The 16,743-nt window shown below is 73.6% G+C and carries 12 protein-coding genes; 8 read left to right on the forward strand and 4 right to left on the reverse strand.

From position 1 onward, the window contains the following. Window positions 1–123 precede the first annotated feature (123 nt). The gene (gene polA, locus E4198_RS21810; protein WP_247597969.1) at window positions 124–2,784 is read left to right on the forward strand and encodes a DNA polymerase I; all 2,661 of its coding nucleotides are present in this window, start codon (window positions 124–126) and stop codon (window positions 2,782–2,784) included. Between the two features lie 149 nt (window positions 2,785–2,933). Then, window positions 2,934–4,727, forward strand: coding sequence for a lytic transglycosylase (locus tag E4198_RS21815; protein ID WP_136184650.1), 1,794 nt, complete (start codon window positions 2,934–2,936; stop codon window positions 4,725–4,727). Between the two features lie 80 nt (window positions 4,728–4,807). On the opposite strand, the gene hrpB is transcribed toward E4198_RS21815, so the two are convergent. Both hrpB and E4198_RS21825 read right to left on the reverse strand, forming a co-directional pair. Next, window positions 4,808–7,399: an ATP-dependent helicase HrpB gene (gene hrpB, locus E4198_RS21820; RefSeq protein ID WP_136184651.1), complete on the reverse strand. Its 2,592-nt coding sequence runs from the start codon at window positions 7,397–7,399 to the stop codon at window positions 4,808–4,810. A gap of 58 nt (window positions 7,400–7,457) precedes the next feature. Beyond that, the gene (locus tag E4198_RS21825) at window positions 7,458–8,300 is read right to left on the reverse strand and encodes a class I SAM-dependent methyltransferase (protein WP_136184652.1); all 843 of its coding nucleotides are present in this window, start codon (window positions 8,298–8,300) and stop codon (window positions 7,458–7,460) included. A 346-nt stretch (window positions 8,301–8,646) separates the two neighbouring features. Between E4198_RS21825 and rpsA the strand changes: the two genes are divergently transcribed. The 6 genes from rpsA to E4198_RS21860 all read left to right on the forward strand — a co-directional run bounded on the left by rpsA (window position 8,647) and on the right by E4198_RS21860 (window position 14,032). Next, window positions 8,647–10,155, forward strand: a complete 1,509-nt coding sequence (rpsA, locus tag E4198_RS21835) for a 30S ribosomal protein S1 (protein ID WP_136184653.1) — start codon at window positions 8,647–8,649, stop codon at window positions 10,153–10,155. Between the two features lie 155 nt (window positions 10,156–10,310). Further along, entirely contained in the window at window positions 10,311–11,294 is a 984-nt protein-coding gene (locus E4198_RS21840; RefSeq protein ID WP_037789057.1) for a PAC2 family protein, read from the forward strand. A 318-nt stretch (window positions 11,295–11,612) separates the two neighbouring features. Beyond that, window positions 11,613–11,864, forward strand: coding sequence for a hypothetical protein (locus E4198_RS21845; RefSeq protein WP_136184654.1), 252 nt, complete (start codon window positions 11,613–11,615; stop codon window positions 11,862–11,864). A 10-nt stretch (window positions 11,865–11,874) separates the two neighbouring features. Continuing rightward, window positions 11,875–12,480, forward strand: a complete 606-nt coding sequence (coaE, locus tag E4198_RS21850) for a dephospho-CoA kinase (RefSeq protein WP_136184655.1) — start codon at window positions 11,875–11,877, stop codon at window positions 12,478–12,480. 117 nt (window positions 12,481–12,597) lie between these two features. Next, the gene (locus E4198_RS21855; RefSeq protein ID WP_136184656.1) at window positions 12,598–13,287 is read left to right on the forward strand and encodes a S1 family peptidase; all 690 of its coding nucleotides are present in this window, start codon (window positions 12,598–12,600) and stop codon (window positions 13,285–13,287) included. 127 nt (window positions 13,288–13,414) lie between these two features. Then, window positions 13,415–14,032, forward strand: coding sequence for a dihydrofolate reductase family protein (locus E4198_RS21860; RefSeq protein WP_136184657.1), 618 nt, complete (start codon window positions 13,415–13,417; stop codon window positions 14,030–14,032). 122 nt (window positions 14,033–14,154) lie between these two features. Here the strand turns inward: E4198_RS21860 and E4198_RS21865 are convergent, their stop codons facing one another. Both E4198_RS21865 and E4198_RS21870 read right to left on the reverse strand, forming a co-directional pair. After that, window positions 14,155–15,666 (reverse strand): MFS transporter, encoded by a 1,512-nt coding sequence (locus tag E4198_RS21865; protein WP_136184658.1) that lies wholly within the window; start codon window positions 15,664–15,666, stop codon window positions 14,155–14,157. 159 nt (window positions 15,667–15,825) lie between these two features. Then, window positions 15,826–16,686, reverse strand: a complete 861-nt coding sequence (locus tag E4198_RS21870) for a VOC family protein (RefSeq protein ID WP_136184659.1) — start codon at window positions 16,684–16,686, stop codon at window positions 15,826–15,828. Window positions 16,687–16,743 lie beyond the last annotated feature (57 nt).

The following is a 16,743-nucleotide window of genomic DNA, read 5'->3' on the forward strand; positions in this document are numbered from 1 at the left end:
CCGGTGCGACAGCGCCCCGGCGATGGGCCCCGGCACGTCCGGACGGCGTTGTCGGCGGGGCGTGGGAGTATCGGGTGCGTGGCCAAGACAGCACCTGAAGACACCGCACCGCGCCTGCTCCTCATGGACGGGCACTCGCTCGCCTACCGCGCGTTCTTCGCGCTGCCCGCGGAGAATTTCTCCACCTCCACGGGCCAGCAGACGAACGCGATCTACGGCTTCACCTCCATGCTGGCGAACACCCTGCGTGACGAGGCGCCGACGCATTTCGCGGTGGCGTTCGACGTGTCGCGGAAGACGTGGCGGTCGGAGGAGTTCGCGGAGTACAAGGCGAACCGCTCCAAGACGCCGGACGAGTTCCGCGGCCAGGTGGAGCTGCTCGGGGAGCTGCTGGACGCGATGCGGGTCAAGCGGTTCGCCGTCGAGGGCTTCGAGGCGGACGACGTGATCGCGACGCTGGCCACGCGTGCGGCCGCGGACGGCTTCAGGGTGTCGATCGTCACCGGCGACCGGGACTGCCTCCAGCTCGTCACCGACGACGTGACCGTCCTCTACCCCACGAAGGGCGTCTCCGAGCTCACCCGCTTCACGCCGGCGAAGGTGCAGGAGAAGTACGGCCTGTCGCCGAGCCAGTACCCGGACTTCGCCGCGCTGCGCGGCGACCCCTCGGACAACCTGCCCGGCATCCCGGGGGTGGGCGAGAAGACGGCGGCGAAGTGGATCAACCAGTTCGGCTCGTTCAACGAGCTGGTGGAGCGCGTCGAGGAGGTCAAGGGCAAGGCCGGCCAGAACCTCCGCGACCACCTGGAGTCGGTGAAGCTGAACCGGCGGCTGACGGAGCTGGATCGGGACGTGGAGCTGGACGAGGGCCCCGCCGGCCTCGGGCGGCAGCCCTACGACACCGAGGCTCTCCAGGTCGTGCTGGACGCGCTGGAGTTCCGCCACCCCAACTTCCGGGAGCGGCTGTTCGCCGTCGACCCAGGAGCAGCCAAGGAGGCGGCCGAACCGGCCGAGGGCGTCACCGTCGACGGCACCGTCATCGGCGACGGCGAGCTGGCCGGGTGGCTCGCGGAGCACGGCTCCGGCGGGCCGCTGGGCATGGCCGTCGTCGCGGCGTGGAAGCAGGGCACCGGCAGCGTGAGCGAGGTCGCCCTGGCGACGGCGGATGGCCCGGCCGCCTGGTTCGACCCCGCGCAGCTCGACGAGGCCGACGAGAAGGCGTTCGCCGCCTGGACAGCCGACGCGGAACGCCCCAAGGTCCTGCACGACGCGAAGTCCGCGATGCGCGTGTTCGCCGACCACGGCTGGCGGATCGCCGGCGTCCGGGTCGACACCGCTCTCGCCGCCTACCTGGTCACGCCCGGCCGCCGCTCGTTCGCCCTGGACGGCCTGTCGGTGGAGTACCTGGGCCGGGAGCTGGCTCCGGCGGCCGCCGAGGGCGGCGGGCAGCTCGCCTTCGGCACCGACGAGCAGGCCGAGGCCGACGCCCTGATGAGCAAGGCCCGCACCGTCCTCGATCTCGGCGAGGTGCTCGGGCACCGGCTGGAGGAGGTCGGCGCCGTGGAGCTGATGTGCGACCTGGAGCTGCCCACCTCCGAACTGCTGGCCCGGATGGAACGTGCCGGGATCTGCGCCGACCGCGACTGGCTGTCGCAGATGGAGCAGCAGTTCGCCGAAGCCGTGGAGCAGGCCGTGGCCGCCGCGCACGCCTCGGTGGGGCACGAGTTCAACCTTGGCTCCCCCAAGCAGCTCCAGGAGGTCCTCTTTGGCGAGCTGGGCCTGCCCAAGACGAAGAAGACCAAGACCGGCTGGACCACCGACGCCGACGCGCTGGCCTGGCTCGCCGGGCAGACCGAGCACGAGTTGCCGGTGCAGATGCTGCGCTACCGCGAGCAGCAGAAGCTGCGCAGCACCGTCGAGGGCCTGATCAAGACGGTCTCCGTGGACGGCCGCATCCACACCACCTACAACCAGACGGTCGCCGCGACCGGGCGGCTGTCCTCCACGGACCCCAACCTCCAGAACATCCCGGTCCGCACGGACGAGGGCCGCGCGATCCGTCGCGGCTTCCGCGTCGGCGACGGGTACGCCTCGCTGCTCACCGCCGACTACAGCCAGATCGAACTGCGCGTCATGGCCCATCTCTCCGAGGACGCGGGACTGATCGAGGCGTTCACCGGCGGCGAGGACCTGCACGACACGGTCGCCTCGCACGTCTTCGCCGTCCCCACCGGTCAGGTCGACCCCGAGATGCGCCGCAAGATCAAGGCGATGAGCTACGGCCTGGCGTACGGCCTGTCCGCGTTCGGTCTGTCGCAGCAGCTCGGGATCACCCCCGAGGAGGCGCGCAGGCTGATGGACGGCTACTTCGAGCGGTTCGGCGGCGTGCGCGACTACCTGCGCCGCACCGTCGACGAGGCCCGTGCCACGGGCTACACCGAGACCATCATGGGTCGCCGCCGCTACCTTCCCGACCTCACCAGCGACAACCGGCAGCGCAGGGAGATGGCCGAACGCATGGCCCTCAACGCGCCCATCCAGGGCACCGCCGCCGACATCGTGAAGGTCGCCATGCTGCGCGTCGACGAGGCGCTGCGCGCGGAGCACCTGTCCTCCCGGATGCTGCTCCAGGTGCACGACGAGATCGTGCTCGAAGTGGCACCGGGGGAGCGGGAGGTGTGCGAGGAGCTGGTGCGCCGGGAGATGACCGGCGCGGTCTCGCTGCGTGCCCCGCTCGCGGTGTCCGTCGGGTCCGGCGCCGACTGGGAGTCCGCGGCGCACTGAGGCGCCACGGGGCGGCGGGGGCCGCAGCGGCGGACGGGCCCGGTTTCGATGCCGGAGCCCGCTGACGCGGACAGCGGAATGCCGTAGGGTCACGTGTCGATGTGGTCACCTGTCGACGTGGGTCGCCGGGGGAGAGGGGTGTCCTGAGCATGGGGCGATACCGGGGCAGGCACGCAGCTGCCAAGCAGACCGACTTCGGCTCCGCGCGACTCCGCAGAGGGGTGAGCAGCGCGGCGATCGCGGCCGCGGCCATGGCCGCGCTCACCGCCTCCCAGGCGCCCGGCATCGGACTCGCGCAGGGCGGCGGCACCGAGGGCGACGTCCCCTCCGGCTCGGTGCCCGACGCCGGCCCCGGCGACGACTCGTACCACACGGAGTTGCCGCCGCTCGCCACTCCCGCACCGCCCGAGGAGGGCGGCGAGGTCGGCCCGGACCAGTCCGGCATCCCTGCGACGGTGCTCGCCGCGTACAAGAAGGCCGAGCGCGCGATATCCGGCTCCGACCCCGCCTGCAACCTGCCGTGGCAACTCCTCGCCGCGATAGGCAAGGTGGAATCCGGTCAGGCCCGCGGCGGCGCGGTCGACGAAGCCGGCACCACCTTCGACCCCATCCTCGGCCCCCAACTCAACGGCGAGGGCTTCGCGGAGATCCGCGACACCGACAACGGCGTCCACGACGGTGACACGGCCTACGACCGGGCCGTCGGCCCCATGCAGTTCATCCCCTCCACGTGGGCGAAGTGGCGCGCGGACGGCAACGGCGACGGCCGCTCCGACCCCAACAACATCTACGATGCGGCGCTGGCCGCGGGCGGCTACCTCTGCGCCGGCGAACGGGACCTGGCCGTCAAGGCCGACCTGGACCGGGCGATCCTCAGCTACAACAACTCGAGCGCCTACCTGCGCACGGTCCTGTCCTGGCTGGAGTTCTACCGCGACGGCGTCCACGAGGTGCCCGACGGCACCGGCCCGCTGCCCACGTCGCCCGGCGCGGGCGGCGACGACGGCTCGTCCTCGGGCGGCTCCGGGACGGGCAAGCCGTCCCCCGACCCCTCCGGGGGGTCGGAGTCCCCGGACCCGGACCCGGACCCGAGCGACGACCCCTCGGACGACCCCTCCGAACCGGGCGAACCCACGGACCCGGGCGAGCCGACCGACCCGACCGAACCCGCCGAGGACGTGCCGGCCGTGCTGGAGCGCGTCGGCGCGGCGGAGGTCACGGTCACAGCGGGGGAGAAGCACACCGGTGGATACCCCGTGCGCGTCACGGCCGAGGACGGCGACCCCGTCGCCCAGGCCCGGGTGCGCTACGAGATCGTCGGCGACACCGCGGCCCGCTTCCCGCGCGGCGCCCGGACCATCGAGGTGCGGACGGACGAGGAGGGCGCCGCGTCCGCGCCCGCCCTCCTGGCCGGCGACCGCGCCGGGACGTTCGCGGTCGTCGCGACGGTGGTCGGTCACGGCGATGTGCGCGCCGCCGAGTTCACCACGACCGTCGCGCCCGCACCCGAACCCGAGGCGGACACGCTGCAGCGCCTCGGCGAAGGCGACCCCGTGCAGGCCCCGGCCGGCACGGTCTGCCCGGCCGTGCAGCTCCAGGCCACGTACGAGGGCGAAGCCGCCGCCGGGGTGGCCGTGACCGCGACGGTGCTCGACGCCGCCGGCGAGCCCCTCCCGGCCGGCACCGGCCCCTACTTCGCCGGTGAGGGCGAGGCCGAGCTGCACACGCTCCAGGTGCGCACCGACGCGGAGGGACGGGTCACGCTGCCCGACCTGCACGCCGGGGAGCAGCCCGCCGACTACCGACTGCGGCTCACCACTCCCGGCGGCGGCTCCCTCGTCCTCACCGTCAAGGTGACCGCCGCCCCGTCCACCCCGACGCCGACCCCCACGCCGACGCCGACGCCGACCCCCACGCCGTCCCCCTCGTCCTCCACGACGTAACGGCGTGCCCCGCCCCCCCCCCGTGACGTCGTGGGGAGGGCGGGGACGGCGTCGACCGTGCCGCCGCGCTCCCGCCTGGGTCAGCGACGGGGGTTGGCGCGACGGGTGGGCGTTGCGGAGAGGGGGTCCTCGGGCCAGGCGTGCCGCGGGTAGCGACCCCGGAGCTCCGCCCGCACCGCCCGGTATCCCTCGCGCCAGAATCCCGCCAGGTCACCCGTGACGGCGGCCGGCCGCCCCGCCGGCGACAGCAGGTGCACCAGCAGCGGCACGCGCCCGTCCGCGATGCGCGGCGTCTCCTGCCAGCCGAAGAGTTCCTGGAGCTTCACCGCCAGCACCGGCTGCTCCGCCGCGTAGTCGACCCGCACCCGAGAGCCGGAGGGGACCTCCACCCGTTCGGGGGCGAGTGCGTCCAGGCGCGCGGCCTCCCCTCCCGCCCACGGCAGCAGCCCGCGCAGCACCTCTCCCGCGTCGGTACGGGCCAGGTCGGCGCGGTTCGCCACCGCGCCCAGCCACTCGTCGGCGCGTGCGAGCAGCACGCGTTCGGAGACCTCGGGCCACGGGGCGCCCAGCTCGCGGTGCAGGAAGGCCAGCCGTTCGCGGAGGGCGCGGGAGTCCCGCGTCCACCGCAGCAGACCGGTGCCTTCGCGGCGCAGACCGTCCAGCACGGCGGCCCGCAGCGCCTGCGGGTCGGGTCGCTCCAGCGGGCGGACGGAGAGTTCGAGGGCGCCCAGTCGTTCGGTCCGCGCCGCCACCACGTCGCCGCGGTCCGGGTCCCAGCGGACCTCCTCGCTCTCCTGCCGCAGCGCGGCCGCCGCCTCGCGCGCCGTCGTCTCGTCGATGGCGGCCGCCAGCCGGACCCGGGCGGCCGGCGAGCCGACGGGCCGGTCGGCCACCGCGACCGCGAGCCAGCCGGCGCCGCGCAGCGGTGAGCCGTCAGCGCATTGTGCGCGGGTGCCGCCCGCCATCAGCCAGCTGCGTCCGCCGCGCGCCGCCGCCACTCGTTCGGGGTGCGCGAGCGCCGCGATCAGACCGACCGCCTGCCGCGCGTCGACCGGACCGCCCTGCTCCCCGTTCGCCTCCGGCCCCGCCCCCTGCTCGTCCGCGCCGTCCGCCGCTCGCAGCGCGCCATGCAGGCGCCGCACTTCCGCCGCCCACCGCGCGCCGTACGCGTCGCGCCCCCGGCGCGCCGCACGCAGTGCATCCGCGAGGTCGTCGCCGTAGTCGCGCGGCGGCTCCTCGCTGAGGAGCGCCACCGCCTCAGCCGCCGCCCGGGCTCCGACTCGCGGGGCGCCGTCGAGCAGGGCCCGCGCCAGGCGCGGGTGCACTCCCATCCGGGCCATGCGCGCGCCGCGTTCGGTGATCCGGCCGTCCGCGCCGGCAGCGCCGACGGCGCGCAGCGTCTCGCGGGCCGCCTCCATCGCCCCGGCGGGTGGCGCGTCGGGCAGCGCCAGGCCGGCGGCGTCCGGCTCTCCCCAGGCGGCGGTGTGCAGCGCGAAGGCCGTCAGGTCGGCGAGGGCGATCTCCGGCGAGGGCCATTTCGGGCGCCCCGCGTCCTCGGCGGGTGCCCAGCAGCGGTACACGACGCCGGGCGCCTCGCGGCCCGCCCGGCCCTGCCGCTGAGCGGACGCCGCCCGCGAGACCCGCACGGTCGTGAGAGCGCCCAGGCCGCGTGCGTGGTCCGTGCGCGGTTCGCGGGCCAGCCCGGAGTCGACCACGCTCCGCACGCCCGGCACGGTCAGGCTGGACTCCGCGACCGACGTGGCGAGGATGACGCGCCGCTCCGCAGCGCCGCCGCGCCCGCCGCCGCGCCCGCCGCCGCGCAGCACCGCGTCCTGTACCGAAGCCGGTGCCCGCCCGTGCAGCTGCAGCACCTCGGCCCCGCAGCCCTCCAGCAGCCCGGCGACGCGGCCGATCTCCCCGACACCGGGGAGGAAGCACAGCACGTCGCCCGCCTCGACCTCGGTCAGCGCCCGCCGCACGGTGCCCGCGACGTGCCGCAGCAGTGCCGGGTCGACCCAGGTGCCGTGCGACGGCCGGACGGCGGCGGGCGGCGCGGCGTGCCGCGCCTCGACGGGGAAGGCGCGGCCGGCGCCCTGCACCACGGGCGCGGCCGGCGCCTCGTCGTGGGTGGCGAGCAGCCGCGCCCAGGCGTCGCTGTCCTGGGTTGCGGAGGCGGCCACGATCCGCAGTCCGGGCCGCAGCGCGGCCCGCACGTCGAGCAGAAAGGCCAGTGCGGTGTCGGCGTCCAGGTGCCGTTCGTGGCACTCGTCGAGCAGCACGACGTCCACTCCGCCGAGTTCCTGGTCGCGCTGGAGGCGTTGCAGGAGCACGCCGGTGGTGACGACCTCCACCCGTGTGCGGCGCCCGGCGCGCCGGTCCCCGCGCACGCTGTACCCGACGGTGCCGCCCGGCTCCTCGCCGAGCAGCCACGCCATTCGGCCGGCCGCGGACCGGGCGGCCATCCGGCGCGGTTCGGCGACCAGCACCCGCCGGGCGGGCGGGTGCGCGACGGCGGGCCCGAGGAGCCCCGCGAGGTGCAGCGGGACGAGCGTGGTCTTGCCGGTGCCGGGGGGTGCGCAGAGCACCGCCGTGCCGTGGCCGTCCAGCGCGTCGGTCAGGGCGGGCAGGCAGTCCCGCACGGGAAGGCGGTCGAGGACGTCGGTACGCAGCACGTGCCCCAGTCTCCCAGCGCCCCTTGTGTCCCGGTTCCTGGGGCGGTTCCGCCGTCGTTCAGTCGTCGCGGTCGCAGACGAAGATCGCCGTGCCGGGCAGCAGCCGCCCGCGCAGCGGGGACCAGCCGCCCCACTCCTGCCGGTTCCCCGGCGGCCACTCGGGTTCCACCAGATCTGTGAGCCGGAAGCCGGCCGCCACGACGTCCCGCACCCGGTCGCCCAGCGTCCGGTGGTGCTCGACGTACACGGCGCGGCCGTGAGCGTCCTGCTCGACGTAGGGCGTGCGGTCGAAGTAGGAGGACGTCGCGGTCAGGCCCTCCGGCCCCGGCTCGTCGGGGAACGCCCAGCGCACGGGATGGGTGACGGAGAAGACGAACCGTCCGCCGGGGCGCAGCACCCGCCGTGTCTCGCGCAGCACCCGCACCGGCTCGGCGGTGAACGGCAGCGCGCCGTAGGCCGAGCAGGCCAGGTCGAAGCTCCCGTCCGCGAACGGAAGGGCGGCCGCGTCGGCCTCCACCAGAGGGACTGCCAGAGGAAAGGGCACACCCTTCGCGGCGGAGGTCGCGCCGCCGAGGCGCAGCGCGTGCTGGAGCTGGCGGTGCGAGAGGTCCAGCGCGACCGGCCGGGCGCCCTGGGCGGCCAGCCAGCGCGAGCACTGTGCCGCGCCCGCGCCGATCTCGAGCACCGCCCGGCCGCGCAGCGCGCCCGCCGGGCCGAGGAGCCGCGCGCGGGCCTCGTCCAGTCCCTCCGGGCCCCATACGAACCGCTGGTCGCCGAGGAAGTCGCCGTGCTCGCGCTGGTAGTCGTCGGCGTTGTCGTCCCACCAGTCGCGGCTGGCGCGGCTGCTCTCGCCGGCGCCGGCGCCGCGCCGGATCGCCTCGGGTTCGTCCTCTTGGATCATCGTGTCCGTCGTCGTAGTGTGCTGCGGAAGCCGTCCGGGAACGGTCCCGGAGCGGGCGGTGAAACGCCGTTCCGGCGCGGACCGTGACGGGCGTGCGCCGGATTGGTCCGTTAGGCCCCGGGTGTACTCGTTCGCGCATTGACCATGCCCGGCGGCGCCCGTATGCTACAAGTTGCGCTGCGGGCCTGCGGACCTCAGACGGAGCAGGTCGCGCTCGCATCTGTTGTATGTCCCCTCGGTACATAGGTCCTTCATTGGCTGTCCGGCTGGCTTGCATGCGGTGCGATACGGGCTCTCGGCGTAGCAGTACCTACGACTCACTGTCCGTACCGGAGCCCTTTTCCACATGACGAGCAGCACCGAAGCCACCGTGACCACCCCGCAGGTTGCGGTTAACGACATCGGTTCCGAGGAAGCCTTCCTCGCCGCGATCGACGAGACGATCAAGTACTTCAACGACGGCGACATCGTCGACGGCGTCATCGTGAAGGTCGACCGGGACGAGGTCCTGCTCGACATCGGCTACAAGACCGAGGGCGTCATCCCCTCGCGCGAGCTGTCGATCAAGCACGACGTCGACCCGAACGAGGTCGTCGCCGTCGGCGACGAGATCGAGGCCCTCGTCCTCCAGAAGGAGGACAAGGAAGGCCGACTGATCCTCTCGAAGAAGCGCGCCCAGTACGAGCGTGCCTGGGGCACCATCGAGAAGATCAAGGAAGAGGACGGCATCGTCACCGGTACCGTCATCGAGGTCGTCAAGGGTGGTCTCATCCTCGACATCGGCCTGCGCGGCTTCCTTCCCGCCTCCCTGGTCGAGATGCGCCGCGTCCGCGACCTCCAGCCGTACGTCGGCAAGGAGCTCGAGGCCAAGATCATCGAGCTGGACAAGAACCGCAACAACGTGGTCCTGTCCCGTCGCGCCTGGCTGGAGCAGACCCAGAGCGAGGTCCGCCAGACCTTCCTCACCACCCTCCAGAAGGGCCAGGTGCGCTCCGGCGTCGTCTCCTCGATCGTCAACTTCGGCGCCTTCGTGGACCTCGGCGGCGTCGACGGTCTGGTCCACGTCTCCGAGCTGTCCTGGAAGCACATCGACCACCCCTCCGAGGTCGTCGAGGTCGGTCAGGAGGTCACGGTCGAGGTCCTGGACGTCGACATGGACCGCGAGCGCGTGTCCCTGTCGCTCAAGGCGACTCAGGAAGACCCGTGGCAGCAGTTCGCCCGCACGCACCAGATCGGCCAGGTCGTGCCCGGCAAGGTCACCAAGCTGGTGCCGTTCGGTGCGTTCGTCCGGGTCGACGAGGGCATCGAGGGCCTGGTCCACATCTCGGAGCTGGCCGAGCGCCACGTCGAGATCCCGGAGCAGGTCGTCCAGGTCAACGACGAGATCTTCGTCAAGGTCATCGACATCGACCTCGAGCGCCGTCGCATCAGCCTCTCGCTGAAGCAGGCCAACGAAACCTTCGGCGGCGACCCGACCGCGGTCGAGTTCGACCCGACCCTGTACGGCATGGCCGCGTCCTACGACGACCAGGGCAACTACATCTACCCCGAGGGCTTCGACCCCGAGGCCAACGACTGGCTCGAGGGGTACGAGAAGCAGCGCGAGGAGTGGGAGGGCCAGTACGCCCAGGCCCAGACCCGCTTCGAGCAGCACCAGGCGCAGGTCATCAAGTCCCGCGAGGCGGACGAGCAGGCCGCGGCCGAGGCCGCTGCCGGCGGCGCCCCCGCCCCGCAGGGCGGTGGCCAGGGCGGCGGCGGTTCGTACTCCTCGGAGTCGACCGACGACGCCGGCGCCCTCGCCTCGGACGAGGCCCTGGCGGCGCTCCGCGAGAAGCTGGCCGGCGGCCAGAGCTGATCGCGCGCCGCTGACGCGCACGTCGCACGGCGTGGCCCGCACCTCCCCGGGAGGTGCGGGCCACGCCGCTTTCGGCCGCCCCGAGGTCCGGCCCTCACGGGAATGACCACGCGCCGCCACGCGTTGGCACGGACGTAGTCGACAAGGAGCTGAGCGTGCTGGAACCCAAGGGCCTGTACGAGTGGGAGCCGGACGGCCTCCGCGCCGTGGACGAGATCATCGGCGGCGGGGACACTTCCGGGCTCGTCCTCCTCTACCACTTCGAGGGCTTCATCGATGCCGGCGACACCGGCGGCCAGATCACCGAGCGGCTGCTGGACGACCAGCAGCCCCTCACCGTGGCCCGCTTCGACGCCGACCGCCTCACCGACTACCGCTCGCGCCGCCCGGCGATGACCTTCCGGCGCGACAGGTGGGTCGCGTACGAGAGGCCCACCCTGGAACTGAAGCTGCTCCGGGACGGCACCGGTGCGCCGTTCCTGCTGCTGTCCGGCCCCGAACCGGACGTGCTGTGGGAGACCTTCACCGAGGCCGTGCGCGAGATCGTCGCCCGGGTCGGGGTACGCCTCGCCGTCACCTTTCACGGCATCCCGATGGGAGTGCCGCACACCCGGCCAGTCGGCCTCACCCCGCACGGAAACCGCACCGACCTGGTCCCGGCCCGCCCGGAGCCGTTCTTCGAGGAGGCGCAGGTCCCCGGCAGCGCCGCCGCCCTGCTGGAGTACCGGCTGGGCGAGGCGGGCCACGACGTGCTCGGTGTCGCCGCGCACGTGCCGCACTACATCGCCCGCTCGCCCTACCCGGACGCCGCGCTGGTCGTGGTCGAGGCCCTCACCTCCGCGACGGGCCTGGTCCTGCCCGACCTCGCGCACGCTCTGCGCGGTGACGCGCTCAGCACGCAGAACGAGATCGAGCGCCAGCTCGCCGAGGGCGACGAGGAACTCGTGTCCGTGGTGCGCGGCCTGGAGCAGCAGTACGATGCGGTCGCCGGCGCCGAGACGCGCGGCAACCTGGTCGCCGAGCCCTCCGACCTCCCCTCCGCCGACGAGCTCGGCGAGGTCTTCGAACGTTTCCTCGCCGAGCACGACGCGAGCGGCGGACCCGGCAGGCACGACGACCCCGGCCCCGGCGAGGCCTGACCCGCGTACGAAAACCGGATGCGGGCCCGGTGGCTCCCACGGGCATGGTCGGAACCTGCGCGGGGACGGCTCCGCGGTGTGCTTCCTTCTCCCTCGAATCGGTAAGGAGACAAGCGCACCCACTCTTCGTCCCCCCGCGCCTCGCACGCCGCGCGGGACGCGCCGGAGGCACCCGGAGCGCCGGGGCGACGGCTCCCGGGTCACCCTGGGGGACCCGGCCTGCTGGCGGGCCGCCGCCCGCCTCCGGGACGGCGGTGAGGTGGTGGTGCGGGACGGGACGGCGCACCACGTCTACCGGGCGCCGGGCCCGGGGAGACGGTGCACGCCTTCGCCGACGGGGTCCGGGGGCGGTGGGCCCCCGACGCCGTTGCCGCACGGCAGGCGCCCGCCCTGGCGGTGGCACCCGGCGCTCGCCTGTTCTGCGCCCTGATGCACGCGGACGTGCCCGTCCTGCCCGAGGACGCGGTCGGCACGGCATACCGGCTCTTCCCCGGTCCGGCGGACGACTTCGGCCTCGACCGGGTCACCGTGGGAGACCTGACGGCGGAGCTGGCGCCGCGCGCCGTATAGCCTGGCCCGCATGCTGAAGGTGGGACTGACCGGCGGGATCGGGGCGGGCAAGAGCGAGGTGTCGCGGCTGCTGCGGTCCTACGGAGCGGTGCTCGTCGACGCGGACCGCATCGCGCGGGAGGTCGTGGAGCCCGGCACCCCCGGACTCGACGCCGTGGTCGCCGAGTTCGGCCGGGACGTGCTGGCCGCGGACGGCACGCTGGATCGTCCGAAGCTCGGCGCCCTCGTCTTCGCCGACGCCGGACGGCGCGCTGCGCTCAACGCCATCGTCCACCCGCTCGTCGCCGCGCGTTCCGCCGAACTGGAGGCCGAGGCCGGGGACGACGCAGTCGTCGTGCACGACGTGCCGCTGCTGGCCGAGAACGGACTGGCCCCGCTCTACGACACGGTGGTGGTCGTGGACGCGTCGCCGGAGACGCAGCTGGACCGGCTCGTCCGGCTGCGCGGCATGCCGGAGTCCGACGCCCGCGCCCGGATGGCCGCTCAGGCCACGCGAGAGGACAGGCTCGCCGTCGCCGACGTCGTCCTCGACAACGACGGGCCGCTTCAGGAGCTGGAGCCCCGCGTCTGCCGCCTCTGGGACGACCTGCGGCGAGCCGCCGACCGGCGGTCGTAGCGCCGCCTGCCGGGCAAGTCCCTTTCCAGCAGGGCGGGTTCGGCCTGCCGGTGCTCTGGGCGGATGCCGCCCCGCCCTCCACAATGCTCGGGTGACCGGCATCGAGTGGAGGCGCGGATGAGAAGCGGAAGACGACGCGGACGGATCGTGACGGCGCTGCTGGCCGCCTTGGGCGCACTGGCCCTGTCGGCCGGGCCGAGCGCCGCGCAGGAGCGGAACGCCGGCCAGCAGTACGCCGTGCGGGGCGGTGACACGGTGTACGGCGATCACGGCGGCGCGTGCCAGGTCGGGTTCAATGCCCGCTCGTCGAGCGGCACCCGCTACGGCATCGTGCTCGGCGCCTGCGCCGAGGGCGCCTCGACCTCGTACGCCGACGTGGCCCGCACGATCGAGGTGGGCACCGCGGACGGAGGTCTCCCCGGGCCCGGCACGGCCGCGCTGATCCGGTACACCAATCCCGAGGTGTCCTTCCCCGGCGAGATCACCGTCGGCGGCGACCACATCGACATCACCGGCTCCGCCGCCCCGCGCGTGGGGCAGAACATGTGCCACGCCGGCCGCACCAGCGGCCTGCGCTGCGGCGTGGTGCAGGCCGTGAACGTCACGATCCAGTTCCCGGACGGCATCGTGTACGGCGCCTTCCGGGCCACCGACTGTGCGGAGCCCGGCGACGCGGGCGCGCCCGGTTTCCACGGCACGGTGGCGCTCGGCCTCGTCCTCGGCAGCTCGAACTGCGCCGCCGGCGGCAGCGCGTACCACCTGCCCGTGCGCGAGGTGCTCAGCACCTACGGTCTCGCCGTCTACTGACGCCGGCGGGACCAGCTGCTCTCCCGTCGCCGCCGGCGCCCGGAGCGATGAGTTCCGGGCGCGGCAGCCGTCGTACTCGGTGAGGGCTCTCCCCCCGGCGGGTCCGCGAGACGGGAGGAGCACACCGATGCGACTGACCCTGACCACCTTCGTGAGCCTGGACGGCGTCATGCAGGCCCCCGGCGGGCCCGACGAGGACCGCAGCGGCGGTTTCGAGCAGGGCGGATGGCTGGTCCCCTACGCCGACGACGACATGGGGAAGGCCGTGACCACCTGGTTCGCCGAGGCGGACGCCTTCCTCCTCGGCCGCCGCACCTACGAGATCTTCGCCGCCTACTGGCCGCGGGCCACCGAACCCGACGACCCGATCGCCGGGCCGCTGAACCGGCTGCCGAAGTACGTGGCCTCCCGCACCCTGGACCGCGCCGACTGGGCCGGCACCACGGTCGTCGCGGAGGACCTGCCCGGCCGCGTGGCCGAACTGAAGCGGCAGCCCGGCCGGGAGCTCCAGGTGCACGGCAGCGGCGGCCTGGCGCACACCCTGATGCGGCACGACCTGATCGACGAGTACCGGCTGCTGACGTACCCGGTGGTGCTGGGCACGGGCCGCCGCCTGTTCCCCGAGGGCGCGGTGCCTGCCGCGCTGCGGCTGGTGCGGAGCGACACCACCGGCACCGGTGTGGTCGTCAGCGTCTACCGGCCGGCCGGCGTTCCCGAGTACGGTACGTTCGGCGAGCCGTCGTGACGTCGTTCCGCCCGCCCTTCCTGGCACCCTTCACCACCCCGGCGCCCCGCTCCCCCCCGTCCGCCGGTTCCGGTCCGACCGGACGGGTGGGAAGAGGGGGGTCCGCGCCCGCGACGTGCGGATCAGGCGTCCGCGCGGTTTGCGGTGGACAGCGGGGTGGCGATGTCCTCCAGCGAGCGGCGCTCCGCCGGGACCGCGAGCGCCGCCGCGACCAGGCCCGCGGCGCACATGAGTCCGGCGCCGATCTGGAAGGCCAGCGTCGTTTCGCCGACCACGCCCGACTCGGTGAGCTTGGAGAAGATCAGCGGCCCGCTGATACCGCCGGCCGCCGTGCCGATGGCGTAGAAGAACGCGATGGACATCGCGCGGGTCTCCATCGGGAAGACCTCGGAGACCGTCAGGTAGGCGCTGCTGGCGCCCGCGGAGGCGAAGAACAGCACCACGGCCCAGCAGGCGGTCAGCGTGTTCGCACTGAGGTGGCCGTTGTCGAACAGGTAGGCCGTGCCGAACAGCAGCACACCGGACAGCAGGTAGGTGCCGGAGATCATGACGCGGCGGCCGACGGTGTCGAAGAGCTTGCCCAGGAGCAGCGGGCCCAGGAAGTTGCCGGCGGCGATCGCCGCGAAGAAGTAGCCCACGTTGCCGGACGGCACGTCGAAGAAGGTGGCGAGGATGGAGCCGAAACCGAAGGTGATGGCGTTGTAGAGGAACGCCTGCCCGATGAACAGGGACAGCCCGAGGATGGCGCGGCGCCGGTACCTGCCGAAGACGGTCTTCGCGATGAGGCCGAATCCGATCGACTTGCGCTGGTGGATGGTGATCTCCCCGGCAGGCGGCGGGAGTTCCCTCCCGGTGTCCCGGCGGATCTCGTCCTCCACGCCGGAGACCAGGCCCTCGGCCTGCTGGCCGCGTCCGTGGATGAACTGCCACCGGGGGCTCTCCGGCACGTTGCGCCGTACCAGCAGGATCACCAGGCCGAGCACCACGCCGAAGCCGAACGCCAGCCGCCAGCCCAGGTCCTGGGCGAAGACGTCCGTGTCGAGCAGGACGATGGACAGCAGGGAGCCGCCGATGGCGCCCAGCCAGAAGCTGCCGTTGATGATCAGGTCGACGCGGCCGCGGTAGAACGACGGGATCAGCTCGTCGATCGCGGAGTTGATGGCCGCGTACTCGCCGCCGATGCCGAAGCCGGTCAGGAAGCGGAAGAGGAAGAACCACCACGACTCGAAGGACAGCGCGGTCAGTGCGGTGGCCGCCAGGTACACGCCCAGGGTGATCATGAACAGCTTCTTGCGCCCGTGCCGGTCCGTCAGCCAGCCGAAGAACAACGCGCCCGAGCAGGCGCCCGCGACGTAGAGGGCGGCGGCGATGCCGGTGACCTGCGCGGCGGAGATGTCCAGGCCGCTGCCGTCCTCGGCGAGCCGGGCGGCCATGCTGCCGACGATGGTGACCTCGAAACCGTCCAGGATCCAGACGGTGCCGAGGCCGATCACGATCATCCAGTGCCACCGTGACCACGGCAGCCGGTCCAGCCGGGCCGGCACGGCGGTGGTGACGGTGCCGTACCCGCCGGGGGTCCCGCTCGGCTCTCCACCGCCGGGACCCGTGCCGTCGTGGTCGTGTGGCGCTCCCATCCAGAACTCCTCCCGCCCCTGGTGGTACCGGGCTCGCTGCCTGCGAGGCCGCCGCCCTCGGGTGCCCCGTCAGCGGTCCGCCATGCGGCAACGGGCGCCGCCACGCCGTGCGTGCGTCGTTCCTCGGGAACGCGGTCCGCCGTCAGGAGCCGCCAGTGCTCAGGAGCCGTCCGCCGTCAGGCCCCGGCTGGCCGCGCGCCCGGCCGAGCGGTAGCTCTCCGGGGTGTACAGCGCGAACGCCCCGCCTTGCGGGTCGGTCAGTCCGGCGACCCGGCCCGTCCCGGGGACGTCCACGGCGGGGAAGGTGGTGCCCCCGCCCAGTTCCAGGGCGTGGGCGACCGAGGCGTCCACGTCGTCGACCGCGAAGTAGAGCAGCCAGTGCGGGGGCACGCCGGGCGGAAAGCGGTCGTCGGTCATGCGCACCATGCCGCCGAAGTCCCGGCCGCCGATGCCCCATTGGGTGTAACCGCCGTACGGACCGCCGCCGTCGCTCCCTTCCGCGTCACCGTCGGCGGCGTCACCGCCGGCCGCGGTCCAGCCGAGTGCCGTGGTGTAGAAGGCGCGGGCCGCGACCGTGTCGCGGGTGGCGAGTTCCACCCAGCACAGCGTCCCGCGTTCGTCCAGGCGCGCCGCGCCCCGGAACAGTCCGGCCTGCCAGAGGGTGAAGACCGCCCCTCCGGGGTCGGCGACCACCGCGAACCGGCCCAGGTCGAACACGTCCATGGGCTCCATCAGCACGGCGCCGCCGGTCTCCCGCACCCGCTCCGCGACCACGTCGGCGTCGGCGACCGACACCGCCATCGTCCAGGCCACCGGCTGGTCGGTCTGGTACAGCGGAGTCGCGGCCGCGACCGGGTCGTCGTCCAGCAGCATCATCGTGTAGCCGCCGGCCTCCGGACTGGCGTCCTCCTCCGGAGTCCAGCCGAACAGCCCGCCGTAGAACCGTCCGGCATCCGCGACGTCGGGTGTGCCCAGCTCGGCCCAGCAGGGAGCGCCCAGCACCGGCTCCGTGATCTTCATGGCTCCACGGTGACACCGGCGTGCGCGGGCCGCATCCGGACACCCCAGGACATCTGC

This window comes from Streptomyces sp. RKND-216, assembly GCF_004795255.1.
In the GTDB taxonomy this organism is placed as follows: Bacteria; Actinomycetota; Actinomycetes; order Streptomycetales; family Streptomycetaceae; genus Streptomyces; species Streptomyces hazeniae.

What these genes read in the sequence shown, in the direction of transcription:
- polA (WP_247597969.1), top strand. Translation starts at nt 124, where the DNA reads ATGGACGGGCACTCGCTCGCCTACCGCGCGTTCTTCGCGCTGCCCGCG.
- E4198_RS21815 (WP_136184650.1), top strand. Translation starts at nt 2,934, where the DNA reads ATGGGGCGATACCGGGGCAGGCACGCAGCTGCCAAGCAGACCGACTTC.
- E4198_RS21825 (WP_136184652.1), bottom strand. Translation starts at nt 8,300, where the DNA reads ATGATCCAAGAGGACGAACCCGAGGCGATCCGGCGCGGCGCCGGCGCC.
- rpsA (WP_136184653.1), top strand. Translation starts at nt 8,647, where the DNA reads ATGACGAGCAGCACCGAAGCCACCGTGACCACCCCGCAGGTTGCGGTT.
- coaE (WP_136184655.1), top strand. Translation starts at nt 11,875, where the DNA reads ATGCTGAAGGTGGGACTGACCGGCGGGATCGGGGCGGGCAAGAGCGAG.
- E4198_RS21855 (WP_136184656.1), top strand. Translation starts at nt 12,598, where the DNA reads ATGAGAAGCGGAAGACGACGCGGACGGATCGTGACGGCGCTGCTGGCC.
- E4198_RS21860 (WP_136184657.1), top strand. Translation starts at nt 13,415, where the DNA reads ATGCGACTGACCCTGACCACCTTCGTGAGCCTGGACGGCGTCATGCAG.
- E4198_RS21865 (WP_136184658.1), bottom strand. Translation starts at nt 15,666, where the DNA reads ATGGGAGCGCCACACGACCACGACGGCACGGGTCCCGGCGGTGGAGAG.
- E4198_RS21870 (WP_136184659.1), bottom strand. Translation starts at nt 16,686, where the DNA reads ATGAAGATCACGGAGCCGGTGCTGGGCGCTCCCTGCTGGGCCGAGCTG.